At 71.7% G+C, this 25,763-nt stretch carries 28 protein-coding genes; 12 read left to right on the forward strand and 16 right to left on the reverse strand.

Translation table 11 applies throughout. The annotated features are described in order from the left end of the window. Positions 1 to 129 precede the first annotated feature (129 nt). Positions 130 to 363, forward strand: coding sequence for a hypothetical protein (locus ACZ6SA_RS14250; RefSeq protein ID WP_465828219.1), 234 nt, complete (start codon positions 130 to 132; stop codon positions 361 to 363). Here ACZ6SA_RS14250 and ACZ6SA_RS14255 read toward each other — a convergent pair. Then, a complete protein-coding gene (locus ACZ6SA_RS14255) occupies positions 356 to 1,258 on the reverse strand; it encodes a lactonase family protein (protein WP_347642655.1) in 903 nt (300 codons plus the stop codon). The genes ACZ6SA_RS14250 and ACZ6SA_RS14255 overlap by 8 nt on opposite strands. A gap of 94 nt (positions 1,259 to 1,352) precedes the next feature. Between ACZ6SA_RS14255 and ACZ6SA_RS14260 the strand changes: the two genes are divergently transcribed. After that, positions 1,353 to 2,213, forward strand: a complete 861-nt coding sequence (locus tag ACZ6SA_RS14260) for a bifunctional helix-turn-helix transcriptional regulator/GNAT family N-acetyltransferase (RefSeq protein WP_465828221.1) — start codon at positions 1,353 to 1,355, stop codon at positions 2,211 to 2,213. On the opposite strand, the gene ACZ6SA_RS14265 is transcribed toward ACZ6SA_RS14260, so the two are convergent. Next, a complete protein-coding gene (locus ACZ6SA_RS14265; RefSeq protein ID WP_465828223.1) occupies positions 2,170 to 4,344 on the reverse strand; it encodes an MMPL family transporter in 2,175 nt (724 codons plus the stop codon). The genes ACZ6SA_RS14260 and ACZ6SA_RS14265 overlap by 44 nt on opposite strands. A 149-nt stretch (positions 4,345 to 4,493) precedes the next feature. Here ACZ6SA_RS14265 and ACZ6SA_RS14270 point away from each other — a divergent pair, with 149 nt between their 5' ends. Next, positions 4,494 to 5,087, forward strand: a complete 594-nt coding sequence (locus tag ACZ6SA_RS14270) for a TetR/AcrR family transcriptional regulator (RefSeq protein WP_443151821.1) — start codon at positions 4,494 to 4,496, stop codon at positions 5,085 to 5,087. A gap of 95 nt (positions 5,088 to 5,182) precedes the next feature. Here the strand turns inward: ACZ6SA_RS14270 and ACZ6SA_RS14275 are convergent, their stop codons facing one another. Further along, positions 5,183 to 6,205, reverse strand: coding sequence for an alkaline phosphatase PhoX (locus ACZ6SA_RS14275; protein ID WP_347642651.1), 1,023 nt, complete (start codon positions 6,203 to 6,205; stop codon positions 5,183 to 5,185). A 306-nt stretch (positions 6,206 to 6,511) separates the two neighbouring features. After that, a complete protein-coding gene (locus tag ACZ6SA_RS14280; RefSeq protein ID WP_465828226.1) occupies positions 6,512 to 6,979 on the reverse strand; it encodes a Dps family protein in 468 nt (155 codons plus the stop codon). A 116-nt stretch (positions 6,980 to 7,095) separates the two neighbouring features. Between ACZ6SA_RS14280 and ACZ6SA_RS14285 the strand changes: the two genes are divergently transcribed. Continuing rightward, positions 7,096 to 7,758 carry a helix-turn-helix domain-containing protein gene (locus tag ACZ6SA_RS14285; protein WP_465828228.1) on the forward strand — a complete coding sequence of 221 codons (663 nt, stop codon included), beginning with the start codon at positions 7,096 to 7,098 and terminating at the stop codon, positions 7,756 to 7,758. Then, a complete protein-coding gene (locus tag ACZ6SA_RS14290) occupies positions 7,755 to 10,085 on the forward strand; it encodes a VIT domain-containing protein (protein ID WP_465828229.1) in 2,331 nt (776 codons plus the stop codon). Before ACZ6SA_RS14285 ends, ACZ6SA_RS14290 begins: the two co-directional genes overlap by 4 nt. Positions 10,086 to 10,106: 21 nt before the next feature. On the opposite strand, the gene ACZ6SA_RS14295 is transcribed toward ACZ6SA_RS14290, so the two are convergent. Beyond that, positions 10,107 to 10,370 carry a YciI family protein gene (locus tag ACZ6SA_RS14295; RefSeq protein ID WP_347642647.1) on the reverse strand — a complete coding sequence of 88 codons (264 nt, stop codon included), beginning with the start codon at positions 10,368 to 10,370 and terminating at the stop codon, positions 10,107 to 10,109. Positions 10,371 to 10,443: 73 nt separating this feature from the next. Between ACZ6SA_RS14295 and ACZ6SA_RS14300 the strand changes: the two genes are divergently transcribed. Both ACZ6SA_RS14300 and mmuM read left to right on the forward strand, forming a co-directional pair. Continuing rightward, the gene (locus ACZ6SA_RS14300; RefSeq protein ID WP_465828231.1) at positions 10,444 to 11,106 is read left to right on the forward strand and encodes a Crp/Fnr family transcriptional regulator; all 663 of its coding nucleotides are present in this window, start codon (positions 10,444 to 10,446) and stop codon (positions 11,104 to 11,106) included. Positions 11,107 to 11,164: 58 nt separating this feature from the next. Next, positions 11,165 to 12,031, forward strand: coding sequence for a homocysteine S-methyltransferase (gene mmuM / locus ACZ6SA_RS14305; protein ID WP_347642645.1), 867 nt, complete (start codon positions 11,165 to 11,167; stop codon positions 12,029 to 12,031). Positions 12,032 to 12,046: 15 nt separating this feature from the next. Here mmuM and ACZ6SA_RS14310 read toward each other — a convergent pair whose 3' ends face one another. Then, complete coding sequence (locus tag ACZ6SA_RS14310) at positions 12,047 to 12,475, reverse strand: DoxX family protein (RefSeq protein WP_347642644.1); 429 nt, start codon at positions 12,473 to 12,475, stop codon at positions 12,047 to 12,049. 135 nt (positions 12,476 to 12,610) lie between these two features. Here ACZ6SA_RS14310 and ACZ6SA_RS14315 point away from each other — a divergent pair, with 135 nt between their 5' ends. After that, entirely contained in the window at positions 12,611 to 13,069 is a 459-nt protein-coding gene (locus ACZ6SA_RS14315) for a MarR family winged helix-turn-helix transcriptional regulator (RefSeq protein WP_347643132.1), read from the forward strand. 131 nt (positions 13,070 to 13,200) lie between these two features. Here ACZ6SA_RS14315 and ACZ6SA_RS14320 read toward each other — a convergent pair whose 3' ends face one another. Beyond that, on the reverse strand, positions 13,201 to 13,908 hold the full coding sequence (locus ACZ6SA_RS14320; RefSeq protein WP_347620874.1) for a lysophospholipid acyltransferase family protein: 708 nt from the start codon (positions 13,906 to 13,908) through the stop codon (positions 13,201 to 13,203). Between the two features lie 160 nt (positions 13,909 to 14,068). On the opposite strand from ACZ6SA_RS14320, the gene ACZ6SA_RS14325 reads away from it, so the two are divergent. Continuing rightward, positions 14,069 to 14,827: an alpha/beta hydrolase gene (locus ACZ6SA_RS14325; RefSeq protein WP_347642643.1), complete on the forward strand. Its 759-nt coding sequence runs from the start codon at positions 14,069 to 14,071 to the stop codon at positions 14,825 to 14,827. Positions 14,828 to 14,873: 46 nt separating this feature from the next. Then, positions 14,874 to 15,353, forward strand: coding sequence for a hypothetical protein (locus ACZ6SA_RS14330; RefSeq protein ID WP_465828234.1), 480 nt, complete (start codon positions 14,874 to 14,876; stop codon positions 15,351 to 15,353). A 10-nt stretch (positions 15,354 to 15,363) separates the two neighbouring features. Here ACZ6SA_RS14330 and ACZ6SA_RS14335 read toward each other — a convergent pair whose 3' ends face one another. The 7 genes from ACZ6SA_RS14335 to ACZ6SA_RS14365 form a co-directional block, all read right to left on the reverse strand. After that, the gene (locus tag ACZ6SA_RS14335; RefSeq protein ID WP_443151830.1) at positions 15,364 to 16,422 is read right to left on the reverse strand and encodes a hypothetical protein; all 1,059 of its coding nucleotides are present in this window, start codon (positions 16,420 to 16,422) and stop codon (positions 15,364 to 15,366) included. 88 nt (positions 16,423 to 16,510) lie between these two features. Beyond that, positions 16,511 to 17,206, reverse strand: coding sequence for an endonuclease/exonuclease/phosphatase family protein (locus ACZ6SA_RS14340; RefSeq protein WP_465828236.1), 696 nt, complete (start codon positions 17,204 to 17,206; stop codon positions 16,511 to 16,513). A 10-nt stretch (positions 17,207 to 17,216) separates the two neighbouring features. Further along, positions 17,217 to 18,149: an ROK family glucokinase gene (locus ACZ6SA_RS14345; protein WP_347642639.1), complete on the reverse strand. Its 933-nt coding sequence runs from the start codon at positions 18,147 to 18,149 to the stop codon at positions 17,217 to 17,219. Positions 18,150 to 18,163: 14 nt separating this feature from the next. Then, complete coding sequence (locus ACZ6SA_RS14350) at positions 18,164 to 18,556, reverse strand: hypothetical protein (protein ID WP_347642638.1); 393 nt, start codon at positions 18,554 to 18,556, stop codon at positions 18,164 to 18,166. A 93-nt stretch (positions 18,557 to 18,649) separates the two neighbouring features. Next, positions 18,650 to 19,798, reverse strand: a complete 1,149-nt coding sequence (locus tag ACZ6SA_RS14355; protein WP_347642637.1) for an ArsA family ATPase — start codon at positions 19,796 to 19,798, stop codon at positions 18,650 to 18,652. Between the two features lies 1 nt (position 19,799). Further along, on the reverse strand, positions 19,800 to 20,237 hold the full coding sequence (locus ACZ6SA_RS14360) for an SRPBCC family protein (protein WP_347642636.1): 438 nt from the start codon (positions 20,235 to 20,237) through the stop codon (positions 19,800 to 19,802). Positions 20,238 to 20,295: 58 nt separating this feature from the next. Then, positions 20,296 to 21,063 carry a metallophosphoesterase family protein gene (locus tag ACZ6SA_RS14365; protein WP_347642635.1) on the reverse strand — a complete coding sequence of 256 codons (768 nt, stop codon included), beginning with the start codon at positions 21,061 to 21,063 and terminating at the stop codon, positions 20,296 to 20,298. Positions 21,064 to 21,181: 118 nt separating this feature from the next. Here ACZ6SA_RS14365 and ACZ6SA_RS14370 point away from each other — a divergent pair, with 118 nt between their 5' ends. Then, a complete protein-coding gene (locus ACZ6SA_RS14370) occupies positions 21,182 to 22,930 on the forward strand; it encodes an AMP-dependent synthetase/ligase (protein WP_465828240.1) in 1,749 nt (582 codons plus the stop codon). A 76-nt stretch (positions 22,931 to 23,006) separates the two neighbouring features. On the opposite strand, the gene ACZ6SA_RS14375 is transcribed toward ACZ6SA_RS14370, so the two are convergent. After that, complete coding sequence (locus ACZ6SA_RS14375; RefSeq protein ID WP_465828241.1) at positions 23,007 to 24,137, reverse strand: FG-GAP repeat protein; 1,131 nt, start codon at positions 24,135 to 24,137, stop codon at positions 23,007 to 23,009. Positions 24,138 to 24,424: 287 nt separating this feature from the next. On the opposite strand from ACZ6SA_RS14375, the gene ACZ6SA_RS14380 reads away from it, so the two are divergent. Next, positions 24,425 to 24,766, forward strand: coding sequence for a hypothetical protein (locus tag ACZ6SA_RS14380; RefSeq protein ID WP_465828243.1), 342 nt, complete (start codon positions 24,425 to 24,427; stop codon positions 24,764 to 24,766). A 6-nt stretch (positions 24,767 to 24,772) separates the two neighbouring features. On the opposite strand, the gene ACZ6SA_RS14385 is transcribed toward ACZ6SA_RS14380, so the two are convergent. Continuing rightward, positions 24,773 to 25,687, reverse strand: coding sequence for a DeoR/GlpR family DNA-binding transcription regulator (locus ACZ6SA_RS14385; RefSeq protein ID WP_465828244.1), 915 nt, complete (start codon positions 25,685 to 25,687; stop codon positions 24,773 to 24,775). Positions 25,688 to 25,763 lie beyond the last annotated feature (76 nt).

Here is a 25,763-nt window from a genome sequence, read left to right on the forward strand (position 1 = left end):
GGTGTCAGGACGTGGAGACCTCGCCGTTAGGCGGTCTGTGAAGCGTCAACCCCCGCGCGCCGCTTAACCACGGTGTGACGGGAGAATCTCCGGCCTTCAGGCCGGAGAGGAGTTCAATCCCTCTTCCTGGTGGGCGGAGCGACCGTCGCGCTGACCGCGTTCGGGTTGTTCACCGCACCCATCGTGATCGGCACGCTGCTGCGAGCGCTGGAGGGCCTCACCGGAGGATCCGCCCTCGCGGCGCTCGACTCCGGGCTCCTGCTCCTCGTCGAGGGCGGCATCCAGATCCTCTTCATCGTGACCTTCGTTCGCAGCCATCCCCGCCTGCTCCGCAGGGCACAACCCGGTCGGCCCCTCACGTGATCAGCACGCAGGCCGGGCTCTCCACGTCGTACACCTGCCCGGTCGGCTCGGGGACGCCGTCCTTCAGCGCGAAGACGTTCACGGTGCCGGAGCGCTGGTTGGCCACGTACATGCGGTCACCGTCGATGGCGAAGTGCCGCGGCCAGTCGCCGCCCGACGGCACCTCGGCCACCACCGACAGGTCGTCCCGCAACACCGAGATCGTGTTGGGGCCGCGGTTGGCGACGTAGACCAGGCCGCCGGCGAGCTCCAGGTGCGAGGGGGCGTTCTCGCCCGCCTGCCCGGAGGCGGGCACGGACGTGCGCCGCTCGCCCTCGACGAGGGTGACGGTGCCGCCGAGCTCGCCCGCGACGTACAGGCGTGAGCCCGTGAAGGCGAAGTGGCGCGGACCGGTGCCCGGTCCCATCGTGATCGGCTCCAGCGGCGTTCCGTCGGGGCGGTAGCGGCGGATCTCGTCGGTGCCGAGGTCGGAGACGTGCAGGAGGCCGTCGTGGAAGACGGCCTCGTGGGCGTGCGGGCCCGCCTGGCGATCAGGGTCGGGGCCCGAGCCCTCGTGCCGCAGCACGATCGGCTCGCCCGCGAACGCGCCCCTGGAGTCGAGGTGGTAGACGACGGCCGTGCCGTCGCCGTAGTTGGCCGCCGCCAGGAGCCTGCCCGTGGGATCCACGGCGACGTGGCAGGGGCTGTCTCCCTCGCTCGGCCGCTCGTCGAGCGGGCTGAGGCCCTCCTCCCCCACGGTGTACGCGGTGAGCCAGCCGCGTTCGAGCTCTCCCACGGCGTACAGCACCGGCAGGGTGGGATGGGCGGCCAGGAACGACGGGGCCGCCACCCTGGTCAGGTCGCCGCCTGTCGTCACGATGCCCGGGCCGTATCCGCCTATGTACACGTGCTTCACGGTGGGTATCCTCCTGTGGTTGACTATGGCAATGAGTTCGTTGCCAGAAGCAAGAGTTTCTGAGGTAAGAGCCTTCAACAGGTTCTATACGAAGGTGATCGGAGCGCTCCAGGCAGGGATGCTCGACTCGCCGTACTCGCTGACCGAGGTGCGGGTGCTGTTCGAGCTGGCGCACGCCGAGCTGATGGAGACCGGCGAGCTGCGCGGGCTGCTCGACCTGGACGCGGGCTACCTCAGCAGGATGCTGGCCCGCTTCGAGGGCGACGGGCTGATCGCGCGCGAACGCTCCGCCTCCGACGCGCGCAAGCAGCTCGTACGCCTCACGCCCGCGGGCTCGGAGGTCTTCGCCAAGCTCGACGGGCGCTCGGCCGAGGAGGTCGAGCGCCTGCTGTCCACGCTGCCCGAGCCCGACCAGGAGCGGCTGGTCACCGGCATGGCGACGATCAGGAGGCTGCTGGGCCCGCCCGGGGAGCGGCAGCCGTACGTGATCAGGCCCCCGCGCACCGGCGACCTGGGCTGGGTCGTCCACCGCCACGGCGCCCTCTACAGCGCCGAATACGGCTGGGGCACCGGCTTCGAGCAGCTGGTCGCCAGGATCGTCGGCGAGCTCGACTTCTCCCGCGACGCCGGGTGGATCGCCGAGGTGGGCGGTGAGCGGGCCGGGTGCGTGTTCTTCGTCCGGCAGGACGCCGCCACGGCCAAGCTGCGGATGTTGCTGGTCGAGCCGTCCGCCCGCGGCATAGGCATCGGGCGGCGGCTCGTGGAGGAGTGCCTGCGGCACGCGCGGGCGGAGGGCTGCCGGCGCGTCACGCTGTGGACGCGCGACTGCCTGGTGAGCGCGCGGCACATCTACCGGGCGGCCGGGTTCGAGCTGGAGTCGGAGGAGAAGGGCACGGAGAACGGCGTCGAGGTCACCGACCAGATGTGGTCGTGCGACCTGCGGGCCACCAGTTGAGCGGCCCCGCCAGGCGCATCAGGCTCGGCACCAGCACCGCCCTGATCACCGTCGCGTCCACCAGCACGGCCACCGCCATGCCGACGCCCAGCATCTGCACGAACGACACCTGAGCGGTGGCGTAGGCGGCGAATGTCAGCGCCAGGATCCCGCCGGCCGCCGTGATCAAGGGGGCGCTCCGCTGCAGGCCCGCGGCCACGGCGTGCTCGGTGTCTCCCGTCCTGTCGTACTCCTCCTTGATACGCGACAAGAGGAACACCTCGTAGTCCATGGACAGCCCGTAGGCGACGCAGAGCATGAGGATGGGGATGCTCACCTCGAGCGTGCCGGTGGGGGTGAAGCCGAGCAGGCTCGACAGGTTGCCCTCCTGGAAGATCCAGACCAGGGCTCCGAACATGACGCCGAGACTGAGCACGTTCATGAGGGTCGCCTTGATGGGAATGATCACGCTCCTGGTCATGAGGAACAACACGACGAAGGTCATGCCCAGCATGAGGGCGAGGACGAGCGGCAACCGGTCCACCACGGAGGACCGGTAGTCGGCCAGCTCGGCGGGATAGCCGCCGAGCAGCACCTCGAACGGCGGCTCGACGGAACGTACGGCCTCGACGACGCGGACGGGGTCGCCGGCCAGCGCCTCCGCCGACGGGACCACGGACAGCCACGTCCCCTGCCCCGCGAACCTGGCGGGGTCGCCGTCGCCCACCCGGCCGCCCGCGGTGTAGGAGCCCGCCGCCGAGTCGACCTGGGCGACGCCGGGGACCCGGGACAAACGCGCGGCATACGCCGAAATGTCGCCCGACGCCGTACCTTTCGAGATGACCTGGATGGCGTCCGTCTCCTCCGCCGGGAAGGACCGGCGGATGACGTCCTGGGTCTGCCGCGATGATGCCTCGGGCGGCAGGATGCGGTCGTCGGCCACGCCGAAGCGCAGCCCGAGGAACGGCGAGGCCAGCACCAGCAGCACCACCATGGCCAGCCCGCCGGCCAGCAGTGGCCGGCGCATCACCCGCAGCGCCGTCGTGTGCCAGAACCCCGCCGCGCGCTCGGGCCCCTCCCGCTCGGGGAGCATCGTGCCGCCGGCCGTGGCGAGCACGGCGGGCAGCACCAGCACCGCCGCGACCAGGCCGCCGATCACGACGGCGACGCCCGCGTACGCGAAGGAGCGCAGGAAGTCGAACGGCAGCGCGAGCAGCACCGCCAGGGACGTGGCCACGGTGAGGCCGCTGAACAGCACCGTCCTGCCGGCGTGCTCCACGGCGCCGGCGACCGCGCTCGCCCGGTCGGCGCCGCGCCGCGCCTCCTCGCGGAACCGCTGCGTCACGAACAGGCAGTAGTCGATGCCGAGGCCGAGCCCCATGGCCAGGGTCAGGTTCAGGGCGAACGTCGAGATCTCGGCGAACAGCAGGGCGCCGCCGAGGAGCGCCAGCCCCACCACCATGGCGAACACCCCGGCCAGGATCGGCACCACGGCCGCCACCACGCGCCGCTGGTGGAACCAGAGCAGCACGAACGCCAGCGGGAAGATCACCAGCTCGGCGCGGACGAAGTCCTGCCTGGCCAGGGGCACCGTCTCCCTGAACACCTCCTCCCCTCCCCCGGCCCGCACCTGGAGCAGGTCGCTGCCCTCGGTGATCTCGGGCACGAGCCCGGGCAGGACCCCGGCCCGCACATGGTCGGCGTCACCCGGGATGCGCACCAGGATCAGCGCGTGCCTGCCGTCGCCGCTGCGCAGGGTGGCGGGCCGGTCGCGGGTCCAGTAGGAGGCGGCCTCGGCGACGCCCTCCTCGCGCCCGATCCGGGCGGTCAGCTCCCTGCCCGCCGCGACGACGGCGGGATCGTCCACGGTGCCGCGTTTGGCGGTCACCAGGAAGATCATGTCCGGGCTGCCCGTGCCGAACCGCGCGACCAGCTCGCTCTGGGCGCGGTCGGACTCCGATCCCGGCGCCTCGAACCTGGACAGGGACAGCCGCGACACCGTGCCCGCCGCGAGCACCGCGGCGACGACGGACACGACCAGGGCGAGCGCGAGCACGAGCCGGCGGCGCCGGACGAGGAGGAACCCGAGCCTGCGCAGCGCCGGGTCCGCGACGCTCGCTCCGGCGGCCCGGGGCCGCGCGTTCACCGCCATGCCGGCACCTCGGCGGGCGTCCTCAGGGGGCCGGGCTCGATGACGAGCACGGTACTCATGGCGTCTCCTCAAAACTCGGTAAACTACTCGTGTTTACGGTTCGCACCAGAAATACAAGCAAAAGCTCGTGTTTGTCAATGAGGAGACGCATGGCTGAACGCACGGTCCGCCGGCAGGCGCGCGGCCTGAAGCGCATGGCGGAGATCCTCGACGCGGCCGAACAGGTCATCGCCGAGGTGGGCTATCCCGAGCTGACCACGAACCAGGTCGCCGCGCGGGCGGGGATGTCACCCGGGTCGCTGTACCAGTTCTTCCGCAACAAGGAGGAGATCCTGGACGGGCTGGTGACCCGCTACACCGACGACCGGCAGGAGTTCTGGGCCGGACGGCTGGCCGCCGTCACGCCCGACGTTCCCCTGGACGTGCTGGTCGGGCAGTTGGTGGACGAGAGCGTGCGGTTCAAGAGCCGCTCGCCGGCCTACTGGTCGTTGTTGTACGGGACGGCGACGGGCGATCGCCTGGCCGAGGCGGCCGGACGGCTGCACGACGACATCGCCCGGCACATCGCCTCCATGCTCCGCCGCCGCTCACCCGGCCTTTCTGAGGAACGCTCCCTGCTCGTGGGCAGCATGGCGCTGGCCATGGTGAAGGCGGTGATGCCGATGATCACTTCGGCGTCGCCCGAGCGCGGCGCCGAGCTGGTGGACGAGCTGAAGTTCGCGCTCGTGCGCTATCTGAGCTGACCGGCAGGGTCATCGGGCAGGCTCGCAGGTAAGCACGGGCCCGGGACGATCGGGCCCGGGACGATCGGGGAGCGCGAAGCTCAGGCCGGAGAAGCTCAGGCGCGGAAGCGGCCCGTCACCTCGAACGTGTGACCCTCGGCGCGGCCCCGCCGCGCCGAGAAGTAGAGCCGTTCGCCGTCCGGGGAGAACGCCAGCCCTGTCAGCTCGGCGCCGTCGTGCCCCTCCAGCCGCAGGAACGGCGTGACCGCCCGGTCGGGGGCGATGACGTCGATCTGCGTGGTCTCCCTGGCCACGTAGAGGTCGCCCGAGGGCGCCGCCGTGATGGCGCGCACGCCCGAGCACAACCGGTCGAGCGTCGAGGTCTGCGCATCGTAGGCCCACAGGCCCGAGTCGCCCTTGGTGGTGAAGTAGCACACCCCGCCCGCGTAGTGGCAGCCGTCACCGCCGTCGAAGTGGCGGGCGTCCTCCACCTGGTGGCGGGCCTCCTGGAAGAGCGCCGCCGGCGAGGGCACCGCCTGCCAGCGGCCCGAGGCGCAGAGGACCTCCAGCGCCCCCTCCGTCAGGTCACCCCAGTCGCCGGGTATGAACCGGTAGAAGCAGCCGTCCGGCTCGTCCTCGGTCATGTAGACCACCCGCCGCTGCGGGTCGCAGGCGGCGGCCTCATGCTTGAACCGGCCCATGGCCAGGCGGGGACGGGCGGCGCGCGAGCCGTACGGATCGCATTCGAAGACGCGGCCGCGGTGGCCGAGCTCGCACGACAACCAGGTGTGCCACGGTGTGGCGCCGCCCGCGCAGTTGAGATCGGTGCCCGACAGGATGCGGTAGGCGTCGGCCACGCTGCCGTCGGCGCGGAAGCGCAGCGCCGACGCGCCGCCGAGCAGCGGCAACTCGGAGTTGGACACGTAGATCCAGCCCGCGCCGTCAGGGAAGCAGGCGCCACCGTCGGGCGCCGCGTGCCAGGTCAGCCCGGCCACCTTGTGCCCGGAGCGGGCCACCTCCCTGCCATGGAACCCAGAGGGCAGGGCGAGGCCGTGCTCGCCCGGCAGGCGGAGCGGGCCGTACGGGCTGGGGCCGCCCGGCACGAGCGGGCCCGTGCGGAGGAGAGTCTTGTGGGACATCGTGGGGCCTCCCTCTAGGTGCCACGCTAGTCGACCGCACGGACATGAATGGCAGAGACTCGGCAGACCAAACTCTGCGCAAACCTCACGGCCCCAGAACTTGATCATGCGGGAGACCCTGAGCGGCCGGCAACCCGCGATGCCCGGGCCGCCTTCAGGCTCGAAACGCGCGCCGGCACCCGGCCTCCGCGCGGCGGCCCATCCCGGCGGCCGTCTCGCGACCGTCTCGCGGGCCGTGTGCGCCGCTCAGGGCAGACGAAGAGCCCGGGTGCTCCGCCCTGCGGATCCCGGACTCCTCGGGGTCGGTCAGCGCTGGGCCTGGAACATCCAGTGTTGCTTGTCGATGTCCTGCGCCACGGCGATGAGCAGGTCCTGGGTGACGGGATCGGGCTCGTCGGTGACCCGGATGCGCTCGTACATCCGCTTGCTGATGCCGTCGAGCGTCTCGGTGATCCTCGCCACGACCTTGCCGTCCTCCAGCCAGCCGCCATCCGGCTGAGGGAGCTTCGTGTTCCTGGCGACCGTGGCGGAACGGCCGTCCGGGTTGACCCCCAGGGCGACGCTGCGCTCGGCGATGAGGTCCATGTGCTTCCTGGCCAGGTCGGTGACCTTGTCGAGCTGCCGGTGGATCGGGCGGAAGTGTGCGCCGACGAGGTTCCAGTGGGCCTGTTTGGCGACCAGCGAAAGGTCGACCAGGTCGACCAGAGCGCCCTGCAGGGCTTCCGCGACGGTGTTCCTGGCATCACCCGAGAGTGGACCGGTGATCGTGGCCATGTCGTCATTCCTCCCTATTCGGTCGGACTGTCCCTTTTACTAACGACTCTCAGGCCCGCGTTCTTCCGGTGCGCCATGGCTTGACAGTGTAATAGTGACAGTGTCACTGTGAAGGTATGAGCGACACCTGGACCATCGGCGAGCTGGCCGACCGCGCGGCGCGAGCACTGCGCGACGGCGCGGCGCCTTCCGGGAACGGCAGGATCAACGGCCGGGTCCGCGACGTGCCCGGCGAGCGGCTGATCAGGTGGTATACGACCATCGGCCTCGTGGACCCGCCCCTCACCAGGCGCGGCAGGATCGCCCGGTACGGACGGCGCCACCTGCTCCAGATCGTGGCCGTCAAACGGCTGCAGGCGGCGGGCCGGTCGATCGCCGAGATCCAGGCCGCCCTCGCGGGCGCGACGGACCGGATGCTGGAGACGACCGCCGCGCTCGACACCGGCACCGCGCTCGGGGACACCCCTAGGCTCGGCGACACCGCCGGGTCCGGAGACGCGCCGGACGACCGGGCGCGCGGACGGTTCTGGGCCGAGCACCCGGGTACGGGAGCCGCACGGGACACGGGGCCGCCGGCGGTCGGCCCCCGGCCCGGTCCTGAGGCGCGTGCGGGGAGGACCGGGCGCCGAGCGGGTGCCCTGGTGGGAGGGGTCGTGCTGGGCGACGGGGTGCGGCTGGTGCTGGACGCCGGCCGGGCGCCGTCCGATGAGGACGTTCAGGCGGTGCTGGCGGCGGCCGGGCCGCTGCTCGCGGTGCTCGAAGAGAGGCAACTGATATGAGGATCACTTCGCTGGAGCCCGCACGGTGCCTGCCGGTGCCGGACGCCGGGTTCGGCGCCCTGCGGACCGAACGCGGCAACCTGCCGCTCGAAAGCGTGGACGTGGCCGCCGGCATCTCGGGGCTCATCGCCGGGGTGGAGGTCACCCAGGGGTTCAGGAACCCGTTCGACGTCACCCTGGAGGCGACGTACGTCTTCCCGCTGCCCGACCGGGCCGCCGTGACGGGGTTCAGGATGGAGGCCGACGACCGGGTCATCGAGGGCGTGCTGAAGGAGCGCGGCCAGGCCAGGGCCGACTACGACCAGGCGCTGCGCGAGGGCAGGCGGGCGGCGATCGCCGAAGAGGACCGGCCGGACGTCTTCACGATCAGGGTGGGCAACGTCCTGCCCGGCGAGCGCGTCTCGGTCCGGCTGACCATGAGCCAGCCCCTGCCGTACGAGGACGGCGCGGCCACGTTCAGGTTCCCGCTGGTCGTCGCGCCGCGCTACATCCCGGGCACGCCCATCGACGGGCGGCCCGCCGGCGACGGCGCCGCGCCCGACACCGACGCCGTCCCGGACGCGTCCAGGATCAGCCCTCCCGTCCTGCTGCCCGGCTTCCCCGACCCGGTACGGCTCTCGCTCAGCGCGCGCGTGGACGCCGCGGGCCTGGAGCTGCGCGAGCTGGCCTCCAGCCTGCACGTGGTCGAGGAGGAGGGCCACACGGTTCGCCTGCGCCCTGGAGAGCGGCTCGACCGCGACTTCGTCCTGCGCATGTCGTTCGACGCGTCCACGTCGTTGCAGCTCGACGGCGAGGGCACGTTCGCGCTGACCGTCGTGCCGCCGCCGCTGCAGGCCACGCGCGCGCCCCGCGACGTGGTGCTGCTGCTCGATCGCTCCGGCAGCATGGGCGGCTGGAAGATGGTGTGCGCCCGCCGGGCCGCCGCGCGCATCGTGGACACGCTGACGCCCCAGGACAGGTTCGCGGTGCTGACCTTCGACTCCGTGGTGGAGCAGGCGTTCGAGGGTCTGGTGGAGGCGTCCGACCGCAACCGTTACCGCGCCGTCGAGCATCTCGCGCGGGTCGACGCCCGAGGCGGCACCGAGCTGCTGGAGCCGCTGCTCCGGGCCGTCGCCCTCCTGGGCGCCACGTCCGGGCGCGAACGCGTCGTCGTGCTGGTCACCGACGGCCAGGTGGGCAACGAGGACCAGATCCTGGAGCGGGCCGGCGGGGCGCTGTCGGCCATGCGCGTGCACACCGTCGGCATCGACAGGGCCGTGAACGCCGGGTTCCTCGGCCGGCTGGCCGGGCTGGGCGCGGGGAGGTGCGAGCTGGTCGAGTCGGAGGACCGGCTCGACGCCGCCATGGAGCAGATCCACCGCAGGATCGGCGCCCCCCTGGTCACCGACCTGTCGGTCAAGGGCCTCGACCTGGAGCCGGACACGGTCACCCATCTCGGCTCGATCTTCCCCGGCGTGCCCCTGCGGGTGTTCGGGCGCTATCGCGAGGGCTCCGCGCTGACCGTGCACGGCATGGCGGCCGACGGGCCGTGGGAGCAGCAGGTCCCGGGCGTGACGGTGGACCATCCGGCCATCCGCGCCGTCTGGGCCCGCACGCACCTGCGGGAGCTGGAGGACCGGTACGCCATGGGCGAGCACGACCTTGAGTCCAGGATCGTGCGCACGTCCCTCGACAACGGTGTGCTCTGCCGCTTCACCGCGTACGTGGCGATCGACACCAGGCAGGTCGCCGACGGCGGCCCCGAGCACCGCGTCATCCAGCCGGTCGAGCCGCCCAGCGGATGGGAGATGCCGCGGAGCGCGGCGCCGATGGGCGCCTTCGGGCACACGATGATGGCCGCCGCGCCGGCGGCCGCCGTACACATGCGGCAGCCTCAGGGCTTCGCCCCGGGAGCGGAGCAGGGGCTGCTCGGCGATGCCGGCGCCGCCGGCCCGCTTCCGGCGCCGGGAGCGCCCGCGCGGCCGGGCTCGCCTCGCGGCATTGCCCGCTCCCGGAGGTCCGGCCCCCGGCACGCGGACCCGGTGGCATCGGTACGGCCTCAGCTGGTGGCCGAACTCGGCAGGCTGACGGCGCTTCCCGCGCCCGACCTGCTCTACCTGGCCGACCTGGGCTCGCGGCTGGCCGCGCTCGCCGCCTACCTCGGGGGAAACGAGGAACTGGCGGCGCTGGCCCGCGAGCTGGAGGCGGCCGAGCGGCCGGGCGCGGACGCGCAGGCGCTGCACGACCGCGCCGTCGCCGTCCTCACCGCGCTCGTCGGCCACTCCTCGGGGCCGGGGGCCACGGGTGAGCCTCGCGAGGGTCGCGGCCCGTTCTGGAAGCGCACCTAGTTTCCGGGGTCACCGGGGCGGTCACATGATCGGCGTCCACTCCTTCAGCAGGACGACCTCGTAGCCGCCGGCCGCCGTGTACGGGTCCCGGAGGAGGATCTCCCGCAGGTCCTCCTCCCCGGGCACCTCGTAGACGTGCAGCGCCCCGGTGTCGTCCGCCCACGGCCCGGCGGTCACCAGCCGGCCCTCCTCCTTGAGCCCGCGCAGGTGCTCCCGGTGCGCGGGCCGGGCGGCGAGCCGCCGCGGGTCGCCGTCGAAAGCCAGGTTCAGTACGTATCTCGCCATGCCCCGCACGCTAGGCCCGCACCCTCCTTCGGCTCAGCATCGTGGGGCACGGCGATGGTGTATATCGGGATACATGACGTACACGCTGGCCGACCTGCCGATGTTCGCCCGGCTGGGAGAGGAACGGCTGCGCGGTCTGGCGGCGCGGCGCAGGCGCTATCCGGCGGGGCAGGTGCTGTGCTCCGAGGGCGATCCCGCAGACCATCTGATCGTGCTGCTCGACGGGCGGGTCAAGGCCGGGCGGGTGAGCGCGGAGGGCCGGGAGGTGGTTCTCGCCGTGGAGGCGGCGCCGGTCGCGTTCGACAAGACGGCCCTGCTCGTGGACGGGCCGCACCGGGCGACGCGCACGGCCCTGACGGCGGTGGAGGTCGCGTACGTCCCGCGCTCCGCCGTGCTGGAGCTGGTCGCCGGCGAACCGGAGGTCGCGGCGCGGCTGCTGCGCACGCTGGCCGCGACCGTGCGCGATCTCGACGAGCGGCTCACCGACGCGGCGGTGCGCGACGTGCCGGCGCGCGTGGCGGCCTGGCTGGTACGCCGCTGCGCCGGCGGCCGGGTGCCGCTCCACGGCGGCCAGGCGGGCTTGGGGGCCGAGATCGGCGCGACCCGGGTGAGCGTCAACCGTGCGCTGCGCGGGTTCGAGCGCCGGGGATGGGTCGAGATCTCCACCGGCGAGGTGGTCGTGCTGGATCGTCTGGCCCTCTCCCGCCTGGCCGCCGTCCCGATCCCGGCGTCCTGAGTCCCGGCGGAGCGTCCGCGTCGTCCGGAGGCCGTCCGGCTGCTCATACCCTGAAGAGGTGACGACACTTGTCCTGGACGGCGGCCTGTCGACCCAGCTCGAACGGCTCGGCGCGGATCTGCGCGACGCGTTGTGGTCGGCGCGGCTGCTGCTGGAGGAGCCGGAGCTGATCCGGCAGGCGCACGCCGGCTATTTCGCGGCGGGCGCCGACGTGGCCACGACCGCCAGCTACCAGGCCACGATCCCGGGCTTCGTCCGGCGCGGGCTCGACGTGGCGCAGGCCGGGCGGCTGCTCAGGCTGTCGGTCGAGCTGGCGGGACAGGCCCGCGACGAGGCCGGCGGCGGGCTGGTGGCGGCGTCGATCGGCCCCTACGGCGCCTACCTGGCCAACGGGGCGGAATACACCGGCGACTACGACCTCGACGAGGACGGCCTGTTCGCCTGGCACCTGCCGCGCTGGGAGATCCTCGCCGGGGCGGGAGCCGACCTGCTGGCCTGCGAGACGATCCCGTCCCGTCCTGAGGCGCGGGCGCTGGCCCGGCTGCTGAGCCACACGCCGGAGGTCAAGGCGTGGGTGAGCTTCTCCTGCAGGGACAGCGAGCATCTCCACGACGGAACACCGATCAAGGAGGCCGCCGCGCTGTTCGCCGGGCGTTCGCAGGTGGTGGCCGTCGGCGCCAACTGCACCGCGCCGCGCCACATCCCCGGGCTGATCTCGTGCCTGTCGGGCGCGCTGCCCGTGGTGGTCTATCCCAACTCGGGCGAGTCGTGGGACCCGGCCGGTCGCCGCTGGGTGGGCCTGGCCGACCCGATCGAGTACGGCCAGGCCGCCAAGGAGTGGCAGCGGGCGGGTGCGTCGCTGATCGGAGGTTGCTGCCGGACGACTCCCGAGCACGTCCGGCAGATCCGCGCGCACCTGTCCTGAGCGCCCGCCGTGGCGCTAGACGGCGACCGTGGCCGCACCCCCGCGGCGGCCCAGCACGCGGTCGAGCGCGAACGCGCCGCCGCCGCTGAAGCCGATGGCCAGGCTGGCCGCCGCGAGGGCCAGCACGAACTCGTAGCCGCCCTCGCCGGCGGCGAAGCCGTTCGCGCCGTGCACGAAGACGATCGCGCCCACCATGGTGAGCGCCAGCAGCGAGCCCACGATCGGCAGCGCGGCGCCGGCGACGAGCGCGAGCCCGCCCACGACCTCCAGCGTGGCCACCGCGGGGGCGGCCACCCCGGCCAGCGGGATGCCGACGGACTCGAAGAACTTGGTGGTGCCCGCGATGCCCATCGTCGCGAACTTCTGGTAACCGTGGACGATGAAGATCACGCCGACGGCGATCCTCGCGAGCAGCAGGACGATGGGGCGCGCCTGTTCGATCATGCGACCTCCTTGATTGTCGTTCAGTTTTGAACGACAACTCTAACCGTGATGTTCAAAGCCGAACAAGAAGTCAGGCCGCCGAGTCAAGGACCTCTTCGCAGGGGCGGCACGGCCTGCGCCTACACTGAGGCGGTGATGGACCCCCGATGGCTGGACGCGACGGAGATGGCGGCGTGGCATGCCTTCGTGTCCACCTTTCACCTGCTGGAGCGCCGCATCGAGGAGCAGCTCAAGGCCGCGGCGGGGCTGACGCACCCGCAGTATGAGATCCTCGTGCACCTCTCCGCCGCCCCCGACCGCCAGATGCGCATGACGGAGCTGGCCAGAGACGTCGTGGCGTCGAAGAGCGCGCTGACGTATCAGATCACCCAGCTGGAGAAGGCCGGCCTGGTGGAGCGGGCGCACTGCCCCTCGGACGAGCGCGGGGTGCTGGCGGTGCTCACCGACGCGGGCATGCACTGCCTGGAACGGGTGGCGCCCGGCCACGTGGAGGTGGTGCGCGCCTATCTGATCGACCGGCTCAGCCGTGAAGAGCTGCATACGATGACGACCGCCATGCGGAAGACGGAACGGGCCTTACGGTCGTCCCGCTGAGAGGTGACGTGGCTTCGGCATGCCCGGAGGCACGCGCAGGCCCATGACAGGAGGACGGTCATGCGTGAGCATCACCATCCGATGTCACTCTAAGCTAGCATGCCGTCACGCCGAGCGACCATTCTGCCGCTCTAGCTCTTCCCCGCGGCGGCGCGCGCGGCCCGCTCCATCTCGACGCGGGCGCTGGCGGCGTACTTGTCGACGTATTCCTGCTCCGACAGCTCCATCAGCGCGTACATGATCTCGTCGGTCACCGCGCGCAACACCAGCCGATCATCCTCCATCCCGTAATAGCGGGAGAAGTCGAGCGGCTTGCCGAACCTGACGCCCGGCCGGATGCCGAGCTTGGGCAGCGGCCGCCCGGGCGGCATCATCTCGTACGTGTTGATCATGGCCCAGGGAATGACCGGCACCCGGGACTCCAGCGCGAGCCGGGCCACGCCGGTCTTGCCTTTGTAGAGGCGGCCGTCGGGCGAGCGGGTGCCCTCGGGATAGATGCCCAGGATGTGGCCCTCGCGCAGGATGCGCAGCCCGGTGCGCAGCGCGGCCTCGCTGGCCTTGCCGCCGGAGCGGTCGATCGGCACGGTGCCGACGCCGCTGAAGAACAGGCGGGTGAAGAAGCCCTTCACGCCACGCCCGGTGAAGTAGTCGGCCTTGCCCAGGGAGATGACCTTGCGGCGGATCTGCAGCGGCCCGAAGAAGTGGTCGGCGAACGACAGGTGGTTGCCGGCCAGGATCGCCGGCCCCTGCCTGGGCACGTTGTCCGCGCCTTCGGTCCATGGCCTGAAGACAAGGTGGAGGATCGGCCCCAAGATGGCCTTGACCACCCAGTAGAACACCCCGGCACCTCTTCCTCAGCGTGTTGTCGGCGATCAGAGTCATCTTCCCATCCCGCGGGGGATGCTCCTACACCACCTCTCGCACAAACACCCTAGAACGTGCGACGATCGGGCCGTTCCGGGATGAATTGCTGGAATGAAACAGCACAGAGGAGCTGTTATGCCGCTCATGCCAGGCGCGGAGCCCTACCACCACGAAGCAGGACAGGTCGGGGTGCTGCTGTGTCATGGGTTCACCAGCACGCCCCAGTCGCTGCGACCGTGGGGCGAGTTCCTGGCCGGGCACGGGGTGAGCGTCTCACTGCCCCGCCAGCCCGGGCACGGCACCCGGTGGCAGGAGATGAACCGTACGCGCTGGGAGGACTGGTACGCCGAGGTGGAGAAGGCGTTCGAGATCCTTCAGGGCCGCTGCACGGAGGTGTTCGTGGCAGGGCTGTCGCTCGGGGGCTGCCTGGCGCTGCGGCTGGCCGAGGTGCACGGCCCGGCGATCAGGGGCGTGATCGTGGTCAACCCGTCGATCGCGAACGACGTGCCCCTGATGAGGCTGGCCCCGCTGCTGAAATGGTTCGTGCCGTCGGTGCCCGGCGTCGCGGGCGACGTCAAGAAGCCCGGCGTGACCGAGCTGGCCTACGCCCGCACCCCGGTGAAGGCGGCCGCCTCGCTGCCGGAACTGTGGTCGCTGGTGCAGGCCGACCTGGCGAAGGTGACACAACCGCTTTTGGTCTTCCGCAGTGCCGATGACCACGTGGTGAAGCCGGCGAGTGTGGCGATCATCCGTGAGAAGGTGCCGCAGGCCACGATCGAGGAGCTTACCGATAGCTACCATGTTGCGACGCTGGACAACGATGCCGACAGGATCTTTGCCGGGAGCCTCGGCTTCATCCGGACACATGCCTCGGTACCCTTGCAGAGGGACTGATCGCACCCAGGGGGAAGTCGCGATCGCTGTGGAGAGGCCCATCTAGGTGACGCCCCAGAGTGACGAGGACGAGGTCTGGCGGCAGATCGTCGCGTCCTTCAACGACACCGCCGAGCGCGACTCGGCCGACCAGCCCTGGCCGGACAGCGAAAACGTCCCCGCCGAACCCACCCGCAGGGTGGTCAAGCCCTCCGAGGAGCCCTCGGCCGGGCCCGGCGGGCCGGACGAGCCCGAAGGCGACCCGGAACCGCGTGACGACGGCGACGAGGAGGACGAGGGTCACTTCGTGCCGCCCCCGCCGCCTCCCCTGCCCAAACTCGATCTGCCGACCAAGCTGGCGTGGGTGGCGCTGTTCGGCGGCCCCGCCTACCTCCTGGTCGCCGCGATGGCCAACTGGCACATGGAGGGGTGGGCGCTGTTCACGGCGGTGGCGGCGTTCATCGGCGGGTTCGTGGCGCTGGTGGTGCGCATGGGCGACGGCCCGCCGTCCAACGACTCGGGCTGGGACGACGGCGCCGTGTTGTGAGGCCCCGGCCCTACGACTTCGACGTGGTGGTCTTCGGCGCGAACGCCTCCACCACGTCGGTGTAGCGGTCGGCGGTGTCGACCGCGTGGCCGACCGCCCAGACCGCGCCCTTGCCCGCGAGATAGGCCACCGCCTGCAGGCGCACGCTGCTCCTGCCGTGCTTGGCGCGGCCACGGATGATCTCGCAGTCGCCCTTCTCGCAGCGCATCATGAACGGCTCCCCCGCCCGCGACGGGTCGTAGCCGGCCATCCAGTGGCGGCCCTTGCCGTCGCCCGTCACGCCGTAGAGACGGGCCTCGGAGCGGGGCAGCCGCTGCTCGCGCCAGCGCTTGCCGTTCCAGGTCAGCACGAGCGGGCTGATGTCGCCGGGACCGTGGTAGACGCCGCCGACGGCCACCGCCCGCTTGGAGCTGTCGACGTGCACGTCACGCAGGTAGCCGCCGCGGATCGAGGGCACCGGCATGGACTTCCACGAGTTGCCTGACCGGTGCACGATCAGCGGCTCGGTGCCGGTGTCGCCGACGGCGAACCCGTCCGCCACCGCGTAGAGCGCGCCCTTCTCCTTGGTCTCGTGGACGGTCCAGGAGGCTCCGTGGCCGGTGAGGATGAGCCCGTTCTTCTCGCGGCTGCCGACCGCGACGATCCGCCCCGACCTGGCGTCGATGCCGCCCAGCCAGTCGCCCGCCCGCAGGCCCTGCGGCCTGACCCGGTCGAACCCCGTCGCGTCGCCGTGCGCCAGATAGGGCAGCCCGTCGTGGCCGTCGCCGACCGTCCACACGTCGGACGCCGACACGGCGGCCAGGCCGCGCAGGTTTCCCGCGGCCGTGGCGTCGCGCACGGGCACCTCCGCCCAGCTCTTGCCGTTCCAGTGACGGATGGCCCCGCGGTTCTTCCAGACGTCCCAGATCTCCTGCTGGCCCACGGCCCACACGTCGTCGGCCGAGATCGCGAGCACGTCGGAGAGCGAGCCGTCGGCCTGGAGGCGCACGCTGGTCGAGTGCTGCCACGCCTCGATCGTGGCAGGACGGGGATCGGCATGCGCGGCGGGCGAGGCCTGTGTCAAGGCCACGGACGTCGCCAAGATCAAAGAGAGCGCACGCCGCTGAGAGCGACGGGTCATGATTGAATGCTACGGGCTCGCGAGCCCCTCTTGCCCGTTACAGCCCAACTCGCAACTCTGCGATGACCGGCAGATGGTCGGAGGCAGCGCCCAGATCGGCCGGCGGGGCGTCCACTCCCCCGCAGGAGACGACACGCGCGTCGCGCGCGGCGAACACCCCGTCGATGCGCGCGGACGGCCGCCGCGCGGGGAAGGTCAGGCCGTCGCCCCTGGGCGCCACCGCGTAACAGTCGGCCAGCCGCCCGGCGAGATAACGCCAGGCGGGCTGGCGGTCCCGCTCGTTGATGTCGCCGCCGAGCACCACCGTCGCGTCCAGCCGGGTGGCCGCGCGTTCCACCAGCGCCACGGCCTCCGCCGCGTGGTGCACCCTGGCCGGGTCGTTGAGGTCGAGGTGGAGCGAGCCGACGGCCAGCCGGGTCCCCTCCGCCTCCACCACGGCGACCGCCAGCCCGCGCCGCTCCAGCCCGAAGAAGGCGCGCAGCGCGTGGCTCTCGGCGTGCAGCACGCTGACGCGGGGCCCGGTGAACACGGCGACGCCCCCGAGCCTGCCCGGGGTGGCCGGCCGCAGCCCCGACGCGACGGCCAGGGCCCGGCGCCTGGCCCGCCAGCGTACGAACCTGGGCGCCTCCTGCACGCACAGCACGTCGGCGCGCATGGCGGTGATGACCCTGGTCAGCGCGGGAACGTCGTCGCGCAACCCGTGCAGGTTGTAGGTCGCTACGCGGATCGTCACGTAGCGGTGACTAGCGGCGCCTGGCCAGGTCGGCGGCGCCCACCACGCCGGCGGAGGCGCCCAGCTCCGCCAGCTTGACCTCGGCCAGCGGCCGGTGCCCGTGCCCGGTGAGCCGCTCGGCGAAGGTCTCGCGCGCCCGGTCGATGAACAGGTCGGCGGCGCGGGACACCCCGCCGCCCACGATGAAGCAGCCGGGGTCGAGCACCGCGGCCAGGTCCGCCATGCCCTGGCCCAGCCAGTCGGCGAGATTGCCGAACGCTTCCAGCGAGGCTTCGTCGCCCAGCCGCGCGGCCTCGGTGACCTCCTCGCCCTCGATCTTGCCGCCGGCCAGCCCCAGCAGGATCCCGGCCCGCTCCGGCTCCGCCTCGGCGATCTTCCTGGCCTCCTTGACGAGGGCCTGACCGCTGGCGTACTGCTCCCAGCAGCCGATGTTGCCGCAGCCGCACGGCCGCCCGCCGGGCAGCACCTGCATGTGGCCCAGCTCGGCGCCCATGCCCCAGCGACCGCGGTAGAGAGCGCCGTCGAAGACCAGACCGCCGCCGATGCCCGTGCCGAGCGTGATGCAGACCACGTGAGACTGGCCCCGCCCGGCGCCGAACCTGGTCTCACCCCAGGCCATGGCGTTGGCGTCGTTCTCGATCACGACCGGCAGGCCGAGCAGGCCGCTGATCTTCTTCTGCAGCGGCTCCTCGCGCCAGGCCAGGTTGGGGGCGAAGCGCACCATCGACCTGGTCTCGTCGACGAACCCGGCCGCGCCGACCCCGACCGCCTCGATCCGCCTGCCCTCCGCCAGCTCGCGAACGACGTCGGCCACCGTCTCGGCCACCACTTCCGGGCGGTCGGCGGCGGTGGGCCTGAGCGTGTGTTCGACGATCTTGCCGTCATCGTCGACCACACCGGCGGCCACCTTGGTTCCGCCGATGTCGACACCGATCGTGAGCATTGCCCCGTGTCTCCCTATCCCAGATCTATGTGTTCCACATTGTCGCGGCGATCCTGATCGTCGCGTTGCCTGCGAGGGGCGGGCGGCCTGCTGAGGACGTCGAGCGCGCCGCGGACGGCGGCGAACAGCTCACCGCCGGCGGCCACCAGGTGCCCGGTCACGTCGGAGCCGGACTCGCGCTGGGCGGCGATCGCCCGGCAGACCGGGCAGGCACGGCAGATGTACTCGTCGTGTGGCTCGGACACCGCCTCTTCCCACACGTCGCGTTCCCTGCGACCGCCGCCGGCGAACGAGTTGAACACGGACTTGCCGACCTGGCGGGTGGCCCGCCCCTGGATCGACTCCAACAACTTGCGCGCCTCGTCGGCGACGGTCCCGATCGGATCTCTGTCGTTGCTCTCGGTCATCTGGCCCTCCCTGCGTATGGGGTCGCTCATCCTCCTCAACTCGTCAGGTTGCGGATTCGCTCCCCGACCTGAACGGTAATGCAGAAATCGCCGTCACGCGGGATCGCCGAACCGCACGCTGAGCACGCCGTCGCGGAGCGCTGCCGCGCTGATCTTACGACGGGCCAGCGCGGCGGGCAGCGCCAGGATCCTGCGGTAGGGGCCGGCGGTGACGATCAGCTCGTCTCCCTTGCGGGCCAGGTCGATGTCGTCGCGGTCGGCCCCGGGCAGGGCGAGGGCCAGCTCGTCGGCGCTCATCCGCAGCGGAGGCTCGATCGCGTGCGGGGCGAACGGGTCGGACTCGCCGTACATCGACGCGCCGAGCTCGGCCAGGGCCTTCCTGCCGACGGGCTCGGCGGGCAGATAGGGGACGACGTGCACGGGCAGCGGCGCGAAGGACTCCTCCGCCTCGGCCAGCAGCCTGGACTGCGCCTCCACCCACCGCGCACGCCACTCGTCGGCGTCGCCGTCGGGGAAGACCCGGTTGGCCACGACGGCGTCGACGCGGTAGCCGTACAGGTTGAGCGAGGTCATGGTGCGCCTGGCCTCGGCGAGCACCACGGCCTCCGGGGTGAGCACGAGCCGCACCGAGGCGTGGTCGCCGGTGAGCAGCTCGCGCACCTCCATCAGACCGCGGTGGAAACGCTCGGCCGCGCTCATGACCTCCTCGCCCGGCGCGCTGACGTGGGCCACGCTGCGCACGAACGGCGAGACCAGCCGCACGAGCTTGCGGCCGACCGGCATCAGCCTGCTGACGTGCCAGTCGAGCGCCTCGGGCAGGGCCAGCAGCCGCAGCGTCTCAGCCGTCGGCGCGCAGTCGACCACGATCACGTCCCAGCGGCCCTCACGGGCGTGCTCGCGCAGCTCCAGCAGGGCGATGATCTCCTCGGCGCCGGGCAGGACGGTGATCTCCTCGGAGGTGACCTCGTCGAGGCCCAGCTCCTCCAGCACTCCCCTGGCGTATTCGCGCAGCTCGCCCCAGTGGCGCTCCAGCGTCTTCTGGGTGTCGACCTGGTGCAGGTGCAGCCCTGGCGCGATCTCGCCAGGCTCGGCGTCGAGCGCGTCGGCCAGCGAGTGGGCGGTGTCGGTGGAGACGATCAGCGTCTTGAGGCCGCGGGCGGCGGCGAGCGTGGCGGTCGCGGCGGCGGCCGTGGTCTTGCCGACGCCTCCCTTGCCGGTGAAGAGCAGAACCCGGGGGCTCAACTCAGCGGCCCTCGACGCGCTTCTTGAGACCCTTGAGCGCGGTGTCCACGATCACCTTCTCCGCCTTGCGCTTGATCATGCCGATCATGGGCACGCTGAGATCGACCGACAGCTCGTACGTCACCTCGGTGCCACTGCCCGCGTCGGCGAGCCGGTAACTCCCCCTGAGGTCGGAGACCATCTTGCCCGGCTCGACCACCTGCCAGCTCACGCCGTCGTCGTCCTGCCAGGCGTAGCCGAGGGTGTAGGTGTCGCTGATCGGGCCGGCGTCGAGGGCGAACCGCACCTGCTGGGGCCTGCCGTCGGGGCCGGTGGAGAGGACCTCCGCGCTCTTGACCTGCCCGGCCCATTCCGGGTAGGCCGGGAAGTCCGCGATGACCGCCAGGACATCGGCGCGACCGGCGCTGATGGTGGTGCTCGAAGTGGTGCGATCAGCCATGCGACCACCGTAGTGCACAACACGCCGCTCGGGACGGACCGGAGGGCGGCGCCCGCGCTCACCACTCGAGGACGTACGGAACGCCCCTCCCCCGGAAGTGGCCGACGTTCACGCACTCGGTGCGCCCGACGCGGGTGCGGCGGTGAAGGGGGTTGTGCACGTGTCCGAACAGGGCGTAGCGCGGCTGGGTGCGCCTGATCGCCTCCAGTGTGGCCTCGCTGCCGCGCTCGAACCTCCTGGCCACCACGTCATAGAGCAGCTCGGGCAGGGCCGGCGGGATGTGACAGCACAGCACGTCGACCTCGCCGACCGCCTCGACCTTGGCCGCGTACTCCTCGTCGCCGATCTCGTACGGCGTGCGGTAGGGGGTCCTGAGCCCGCCGCCCACGAACCCGAACCGCAGCCCGCCGATCTCCGTGACCTGCCCGTCGAGCACCTCGAGCCCCGGCCTGAGGTAGTCGGCCCACAGCGCGGGGATGTCGACGTTGCCGTAGGTGAGGTAGGCGGGGGCCGGCATGGCGGCGAAGAGGGTCTCGTACTGGGCGCGCACCTTGCGTTCGATGTGCTCGCGCCGGTCGCCGCCGAGCGTGGCCCACAGCCGCGCCGACATGGCCCTGGCCTCGTCGAACCGTTTGGCCGTGCGCAGGGCGATGAAGGCGGACGCGTTCTCCGCCCCGAACAGGTCGGCGAAGATGCCCTGCGCGTGGTCGTCGTAGTCGATGAAAAGGATCAGGTCGCCGAGGCAGATCAGCGCGTCGGCGCCGTCGCCGGCCCTGGCCAAGGCGTCCGCCCTGCCGTGGACGTCGCTCACCACATGGACCCTCATGGGGGAAATCCTAAGAGCCCCGCTGCTAGCGTGACATAACGCCTCGGCGACGGAGCTACCAGTGCGTAACTTGGCGCGGTAACGTCCAGGCCAGGTCGTCACGAAGAGGAGTTGATCCGTGCGCGAGTACAGCGTCCCCGTCCTGGTCGACGTGCCCGCCTCCGCCGGCCTGGCCGACACCGTCTTCGCGCGGGCCGAGGAGCGGCCGGGCGCCGTGGTCATGCGCCGCAGAACCGACGCGGGCTGGCCCGTCGTCACCGCGGCCGAGTTCCGCGACCAGGTGGTCGAGGTGGCCAGAGGGCTGATCGCGGCGGGCGTCGAGCACGGCGACCGGGTCGCGCTGATGTCGCGCACCCGCTACGAGTGGACCCTCGTCGACTACGCCATCTGGTCCGTCGGAGCGGTCACCGTGCCGGTCTACGAGACCTCCTCGGCCGATCAGGTGGCGTGGATCCTCGCCGACAGCGAGGCCAAGGCGGCGTTCGTCGAGCTCGGCTCGCACGAGGAGACCGTGCGGGAGGCGGCGCCCGGACTGAAGGCGGTCTGGCGGATCGACGGCACGCTCGACGCCGAGGGTGTCCCGGCCTCCGCCGTCGACGAGCGCAGGAAGCGGGTCGCCTCCTCCGACCTGGCCACGATCGTCTACACCTCGGGCACCACCGGCCGGCCCAAGGGCTGCCGGATCACCCACGACAACCTGCTGTTCACCGCGCTCAACGTGCTGCGCGGGCCGCTGGAGCCGCTGTTCGCCGGCAAGGACCCGGCCGCGCTGCTGTTCCTGCCGCTGGCGCACATCTTCGCGCGGATGATCCAGGTGGTGCTGTTCGAGGCGGGCGCCGTCATGGCGCACACCCCCAACATGAAGAACGTCGCCCCCGACCTGCAGGGCTTCCAGCCGACGTTCCTGCTGGGCGTGCCACGCGTCTTCGAGAAGGTGTACAACTCCGCCGAGCAGAAGGCCATCGCCGGCGGCAAGGGCGCGATCTTCGCCCGCGCGGTGGACGTCGCGGTGGCCTGGAGCCGCGCCGAGAGCTCCGGTGGCGCGCCGCTCGGGCTGCGGCTGCGGCGGGCGGTGTTCGACCGGCTGGTGTACGCCAAGCTGCGCGCCGCCACCGGCGGCAGGCTCTCCGCGGCGGTGTCCGGCGGCTCGGCGCTCGGCGACCGGCTCGGCCACTTCTTCAGGGGCGTGGGCATCGAGGTCTTCGAGGGCTACGGCCTGACCGAGACGTCGGCCCCCTGCTCGGTCAACATGCCGGGCGCCAACAAGGTCGGCACCGTCGGCAAGCCGCTGCCGGGCGTCACGCTGCGCATCGGCGACGACGGCGAGGTCCTCGCCAAGGGCAGGAACGTCTTCGCCGGCTACTGGAAGAACGACGCGGCCACGGACGAGGTGATCGACTCCGAGGGCTGGTTCCATACCGGCGACATCGGCGAGCTGGACGCCGACGGCTACCTGCGGATCACCGGGCGCAAGAAGGAGATCCTGGTGACGGCGGCGGGCAAGAACGTCGCCCCCGGTCCTCTGGAGGACGCGCTGCGCGCCCACCCACTGATCTCCCAGGCCATGGTCGTCGGAGACGGCCGGCCGTTCGTGGCGGCGCTGATCACCCTCGATCCCGAGGCCATGCCGGCGGGGGCGACGGCCGAGCGGCTGCGCACCGATCCGGAGGTGCTGGCCGGCATCCAGGCGGCCGTCGACCGGGCCAACCTGTCGGTGTCGAAGGCCGAGCAGATCAAGAAGTTCGCGATCCTGGCCGCCGACATCACCGAGGACAGCGGGCACCTCACGCCCACCCTGAAGATCAAGCGCAATCTCGTGCTGCGCGACTTCCAGAAGGAGATCGACGACCTGTACGGCGGGCCCTGACCCACCGCACAGGTGCGAGGGCCGGGGGCGGGCACCGGCCCACCGCACAAGTCCAGGGACGTGGTCCGCGCGCCGGTCAGCCCAGCGCCTCCCCGACGCCCTCCACGTCGCCTCTCCTGCTCATGACCTGCTCGCTCCTGCCGGTGGCCGGATCGAAGACGGTCACCCCCATGGGCGGCGCATCGCGGGGCATGCCGAACACCAGCCGCGTCCCGTAGAAGGCCACCGGCAGGTTGCCGCCCGGCAGGGTCGGGACGACGGAGGCCGGCCCGCCCTCCTGTGCGGGCAGCACCTGCGCGGAGTCGCCCCAGGCCACCGCCACCCGGCCGTCGGGCGCGGCGGCCAGGGCCGCGGTCCCCCCGCCCGTGCTCCCGGCGCAGGCGCCGCACGTCGTGGAGCCGGCGAGTCCGGCGTCGTGGAAGAACTGCACCTTGCCGCATCTCGGCTGGGTCGCCGCCCACCTGCCGCCGGGCACGTAGACGACGGCCTCGCCGAACGCGCAGCCGTCGCCGCCGTCGTGCTTGACGGCCTCGATCCGGCTCGCCCGCACGTCCGGGATCACGGTCACCGCGCCGTCGCGTGATCGCGTCCGGGACTTACGCTGCCTGCCGCCGCCGTCGTCGCGTTCCCCCGGCGCGCCTGCCACGAGCCCCATCCGGCCGTCGTGCAGCGGGCCGACCGCCACCGCGGCGCCGAAGCCGTCGAAAGGCTCGCTGTTGCCCGGCACCCCTTCGGTGTCCTGGGTGATGCGCCGGGGCGGAGTGCCGTCGCCGGTCACGTAGACGGCGCCCGCCGACTGAACGCCGCCGTCCTTCTCCTGCGGCGCGCCGACGGCGATCGTCCGGCCGTACGCCGCCACGGCCGTCCCGAACCGCGCCCCCGCCTGGGGTTGCGGCGAGACGATCTTCTTGACGGGCTCGGCGTTCCCGCCGTACAGGACATAGACGGCACCCGCGGCGCCCTTGCCGTCGACCTCCGTGTACGGGGCGCCGACGACGAGATCCGCGCAGTTGTCCGCGTTGACCCGGGTCAGCGTCACCGCGGCGCCGATCCCGTCGGCGGCCTTGTCGGGGATGGTCAGGGGAACGAGCCGGTCCGCGCTCAGGATCGACACCTGACCGCCGATGATCATGCGGTTGCCGACCGCGACGTCGTCCTTGCCGTCCCCGTCGAAATCCCGCGCGGTCGCCTTGGAACAGTCCTTCACCGGAGGGGCCCCAGTAGGACGATTTGACGATTTTTGAGAGGCCGCGGGATTTATGTCCGACTCGCACGCGGAGATAGCGAGAACGAGCGCCAGAACCCATGCAATATGTCGCCGTAACATACCCGGATCATTTCGGATTTAAGCTCCCACGTGCCACCTGAACAGGGGAATCTCCATTCGATTCCGGCTTGCGGACGCCAGCCCGCGGAGTATTCTCGTGGCAAAGAAACGGGACCGGAGATCCTTAACATCCCCGGTCCCTCCTCACCACCGTAGGGGAGATCTCCATGAGCATCAAGGACACCTGCATCGAGCTCGGCGACAAGATCCAGGGCGAGCTGGTCAAGATCCGCACAGAACAGCGACTGTTGGGGGAGGACCTCACCCACCGCATCAACGGCGTGGACAACCGCGTCAAGGACCTCGCCCGCACGATGGACGCGGGGTTCGCGAGGGTCGATGAGAGGCTCACCGGCCTCGAAGGGCGCATGAACTCCATGGAGGGCCGCATGGAATCCGTGGAGGGCCGCGTGGAATCCATGCAGGAGGGCCAGAAGACCATGCAGGCCACTCAGACGGAGATGTTCCACATCCTCGTCGGCATCCAGAGCAAGCTCGACGCGGCCTGATCGCCGTCACGAGGGCGGGACCGCGTTCGGTGCGGCCCCGCCCTCGTCACGTCCGCCGCCTGGTCCGTCACGTGCGGGCCAACGCCGGACGGACCTGGGGGGTGCGGGCGTACCCGACCCCCGTCCCGGTGGGTGAACAGGTGGGCGGCGCTGGTCCGCCCCCGCGATGACGAGTTCGCCCACCTGGCCGGCCAGCGCCTCCCTGGCCGGGGCCCCGAGCCCGGCATCGGAGATCACCATGTCGGCCTCGTTGAGCTGGGCGATGGTGCTGATGCCGACGGTGCCCCATTTGGTGTGGTCGGCGAGCACCACGAGCCGGCCGGCCGACTCGATCAGGGCGCGGTCCGTCTCGGCCTCCATCATGTTGGGAGTGGTGAAACCCGCTCTGACGGTCATCCCGTGCACGCCGAGAAACAGCACGTCCACGTTGAGCTCGCGGATCGCCGCCACCGCCACGGGGCCGACGAGGGCGTCGGAGGGCGTGCGCATCCCGCCGGTGAGCACGACGGTCTGGTCGGTCCGGCCGCAGCGCCGGAAGACCTCGGCGACGCGCACCGAGTCGGTCACGACGGTCAGGGCGGGGACGCCGGCCAGATGGTGCGCCAGCGTCCAGGTGGTGGTGCCCGCCGACAGGGCCACGGCGGTGCCGGGCCGGGCGAGGGCGGCGGCGCGGCGGGAGATGGCCTGCTTCTCCGCCTCCTGCCGCACTGACTTGGCGGCGAAGCCGGGCTCGTCCGTGGAGCCGATGACGGTGGCGCCGCCGTGCACCTTGGCCAGCAGGCCGCGCTCCGACAACGACTCCAGGTCGCGTCTGACGGTGATGTCGGAGACCCCGAACACCCGCACCAGCTCGACCACCCGGACGCCGCCGTGCTGCCTGACCAGTTCGAGAATCGCCTGCTGACGCTGCGGAGCGCGCATCGCCTCACCAGATCCCAACAGGTTCCTACACCATCCCGATCGCATCATGACACGGCGGCGGCGGCGCGGCTGCCGG

Source organism: Nonomuraea sp. NPDC049378, assembly GCF_055586745.1.

What these genes read in the sequence shown, in the direction of transcription:
- ACZ6SA_RS14315 (WP_347643132.1), top strand. Translation starts at nt 12,611, where the DNA reads ATGGACCCCCGATGGCTGGACGCGACGGAGATGGCGGCGTGGCATGCC.
- ACZ6SA_RS14325 (WP_347642643.1), top strand. Translation starts at nt 14,069, where the DNA reads ATGCCGCTCATGCCAGGCGCGGAGCCCTACCACCACGAAGCAGGACAG.
- ACZ6SA_RS14265 (WP_465828223.1), bottom strand. Translation starts at nt 4,344, where the DNA reads ATGGCGGTGAACGCGCGGCCCCGGGCCGCCGGAGCGAGCGTCGCGGAC.
- ACZ6SA_RS14350 (WP_347642638.1), bottom strand. Translation starts at nt 18,556, where the DNA reads ATGACCGAGAGCAACGACAGAGATCCGATCGGGACCGTCGCCGACGAG.
- ACZ6SA_RS14380 (WP_465828243.1), top strand. Translation starts at nt 24,425, where the DNA reads ATGAGCATCAAGGACACCTGCATCGAGCTCGGCGACAAGATCCAGGGC.
- ACZ6SA_RS14285 (WP_465828228.1), top strand. Translation starts at nt 7,096, where the DNA reads ATGAGCGACACCTGGACCATCGGCGAGCTGGCCGACCGCGCGGCGCGA.
- ACZ6SA_RS14385 (WP_465828244.1), bottom strand. Translation starts at nt 25,687, where the DNA reads ATGCGCGCTCCGCAGCGTCAGCAGGCGATTCTCGAACTGGTCAGGCAG.
- ACZ6SA_RS14275 (WP_347642651.1), bottom strand. Translation starts at nt 6,205, where the DNA reads ATGTCCCACAAGACTCTCCTCCGCACGGGCCCGCTCGTGCCGGGCGGC.
- ACZ6SA_RS14345 (WP_347642639.1), bottom strand. Translation starts at nt 18,149, where the DNA reads ATGCTCACGATCGGTGTCGACATCGGCGGAACCAAGGTGGCCGCCGGT.
- ACZ6SA_RS14300 (WP_465828231.1), top strand. Translation starts at nt 10,444, where the DNA reads ATGACGTACACGCTGGCCGACCTGCCGATGTTCGCCCGGCTGGGAGAG.
- ACZ6SA_RS14295 (WP_347642647.1), bottom strand. Translation starts at nt 10,370, where the DNA reads ATGGCGAGATACGTACTGAACCTGGCTTTCGACGGCGACCCGCGGCGG.
- ACZ6SA_RS14360 (WP_347642636.1), bottom strand. Translation starts at nt 20,237, where the DNA reads ATGGCTGATCGCACCACTTCGAGCACCACCATCAGCGCCGGTCGCGCC.
- ACZ6SA_RS14280 (WP_465828226.1), bottom strand. Translation starts at nt 6,979, where the DNA reads ATGGCCACGATCACCGGTCCACTCTCGGGTGATGCCAGGAACACCGTC.
- ACZ6SA_RS14270 (WP_443151821.1), top strand. Translation starts at nt 4,494, where the DNA reads ATGGCTGAACGCACGGTCCGCCGGCAGGCGCGCGGCCTGAAGCGCATG.
- ACZ6SA_RS14365 (WP_347642635.1), bottom strand. Translation starts at nt 21,063, where the DNA reads ATGAGGGTCCATGTGGTGAGCGACGTCCACGGCAGGGCGGACGCCTTG.
- ACZ6SA_RS14310 (WP_347642644.1), bottom strand. Translation starts at nt 12,475, where the DNA reads ATGATCGAACAGGCGCGCCCCATCGTCCTGCTGCTCGCGAGGATCGCC.
- ACZ6SA_RS14290 (WP_465828229.1), top strand. Translation starts at nt 7,755, where the DNA reads ATGAGGATCACTTCGCTGGAGCCCGCACGGTGCCTGCCGGTGCCGGAC.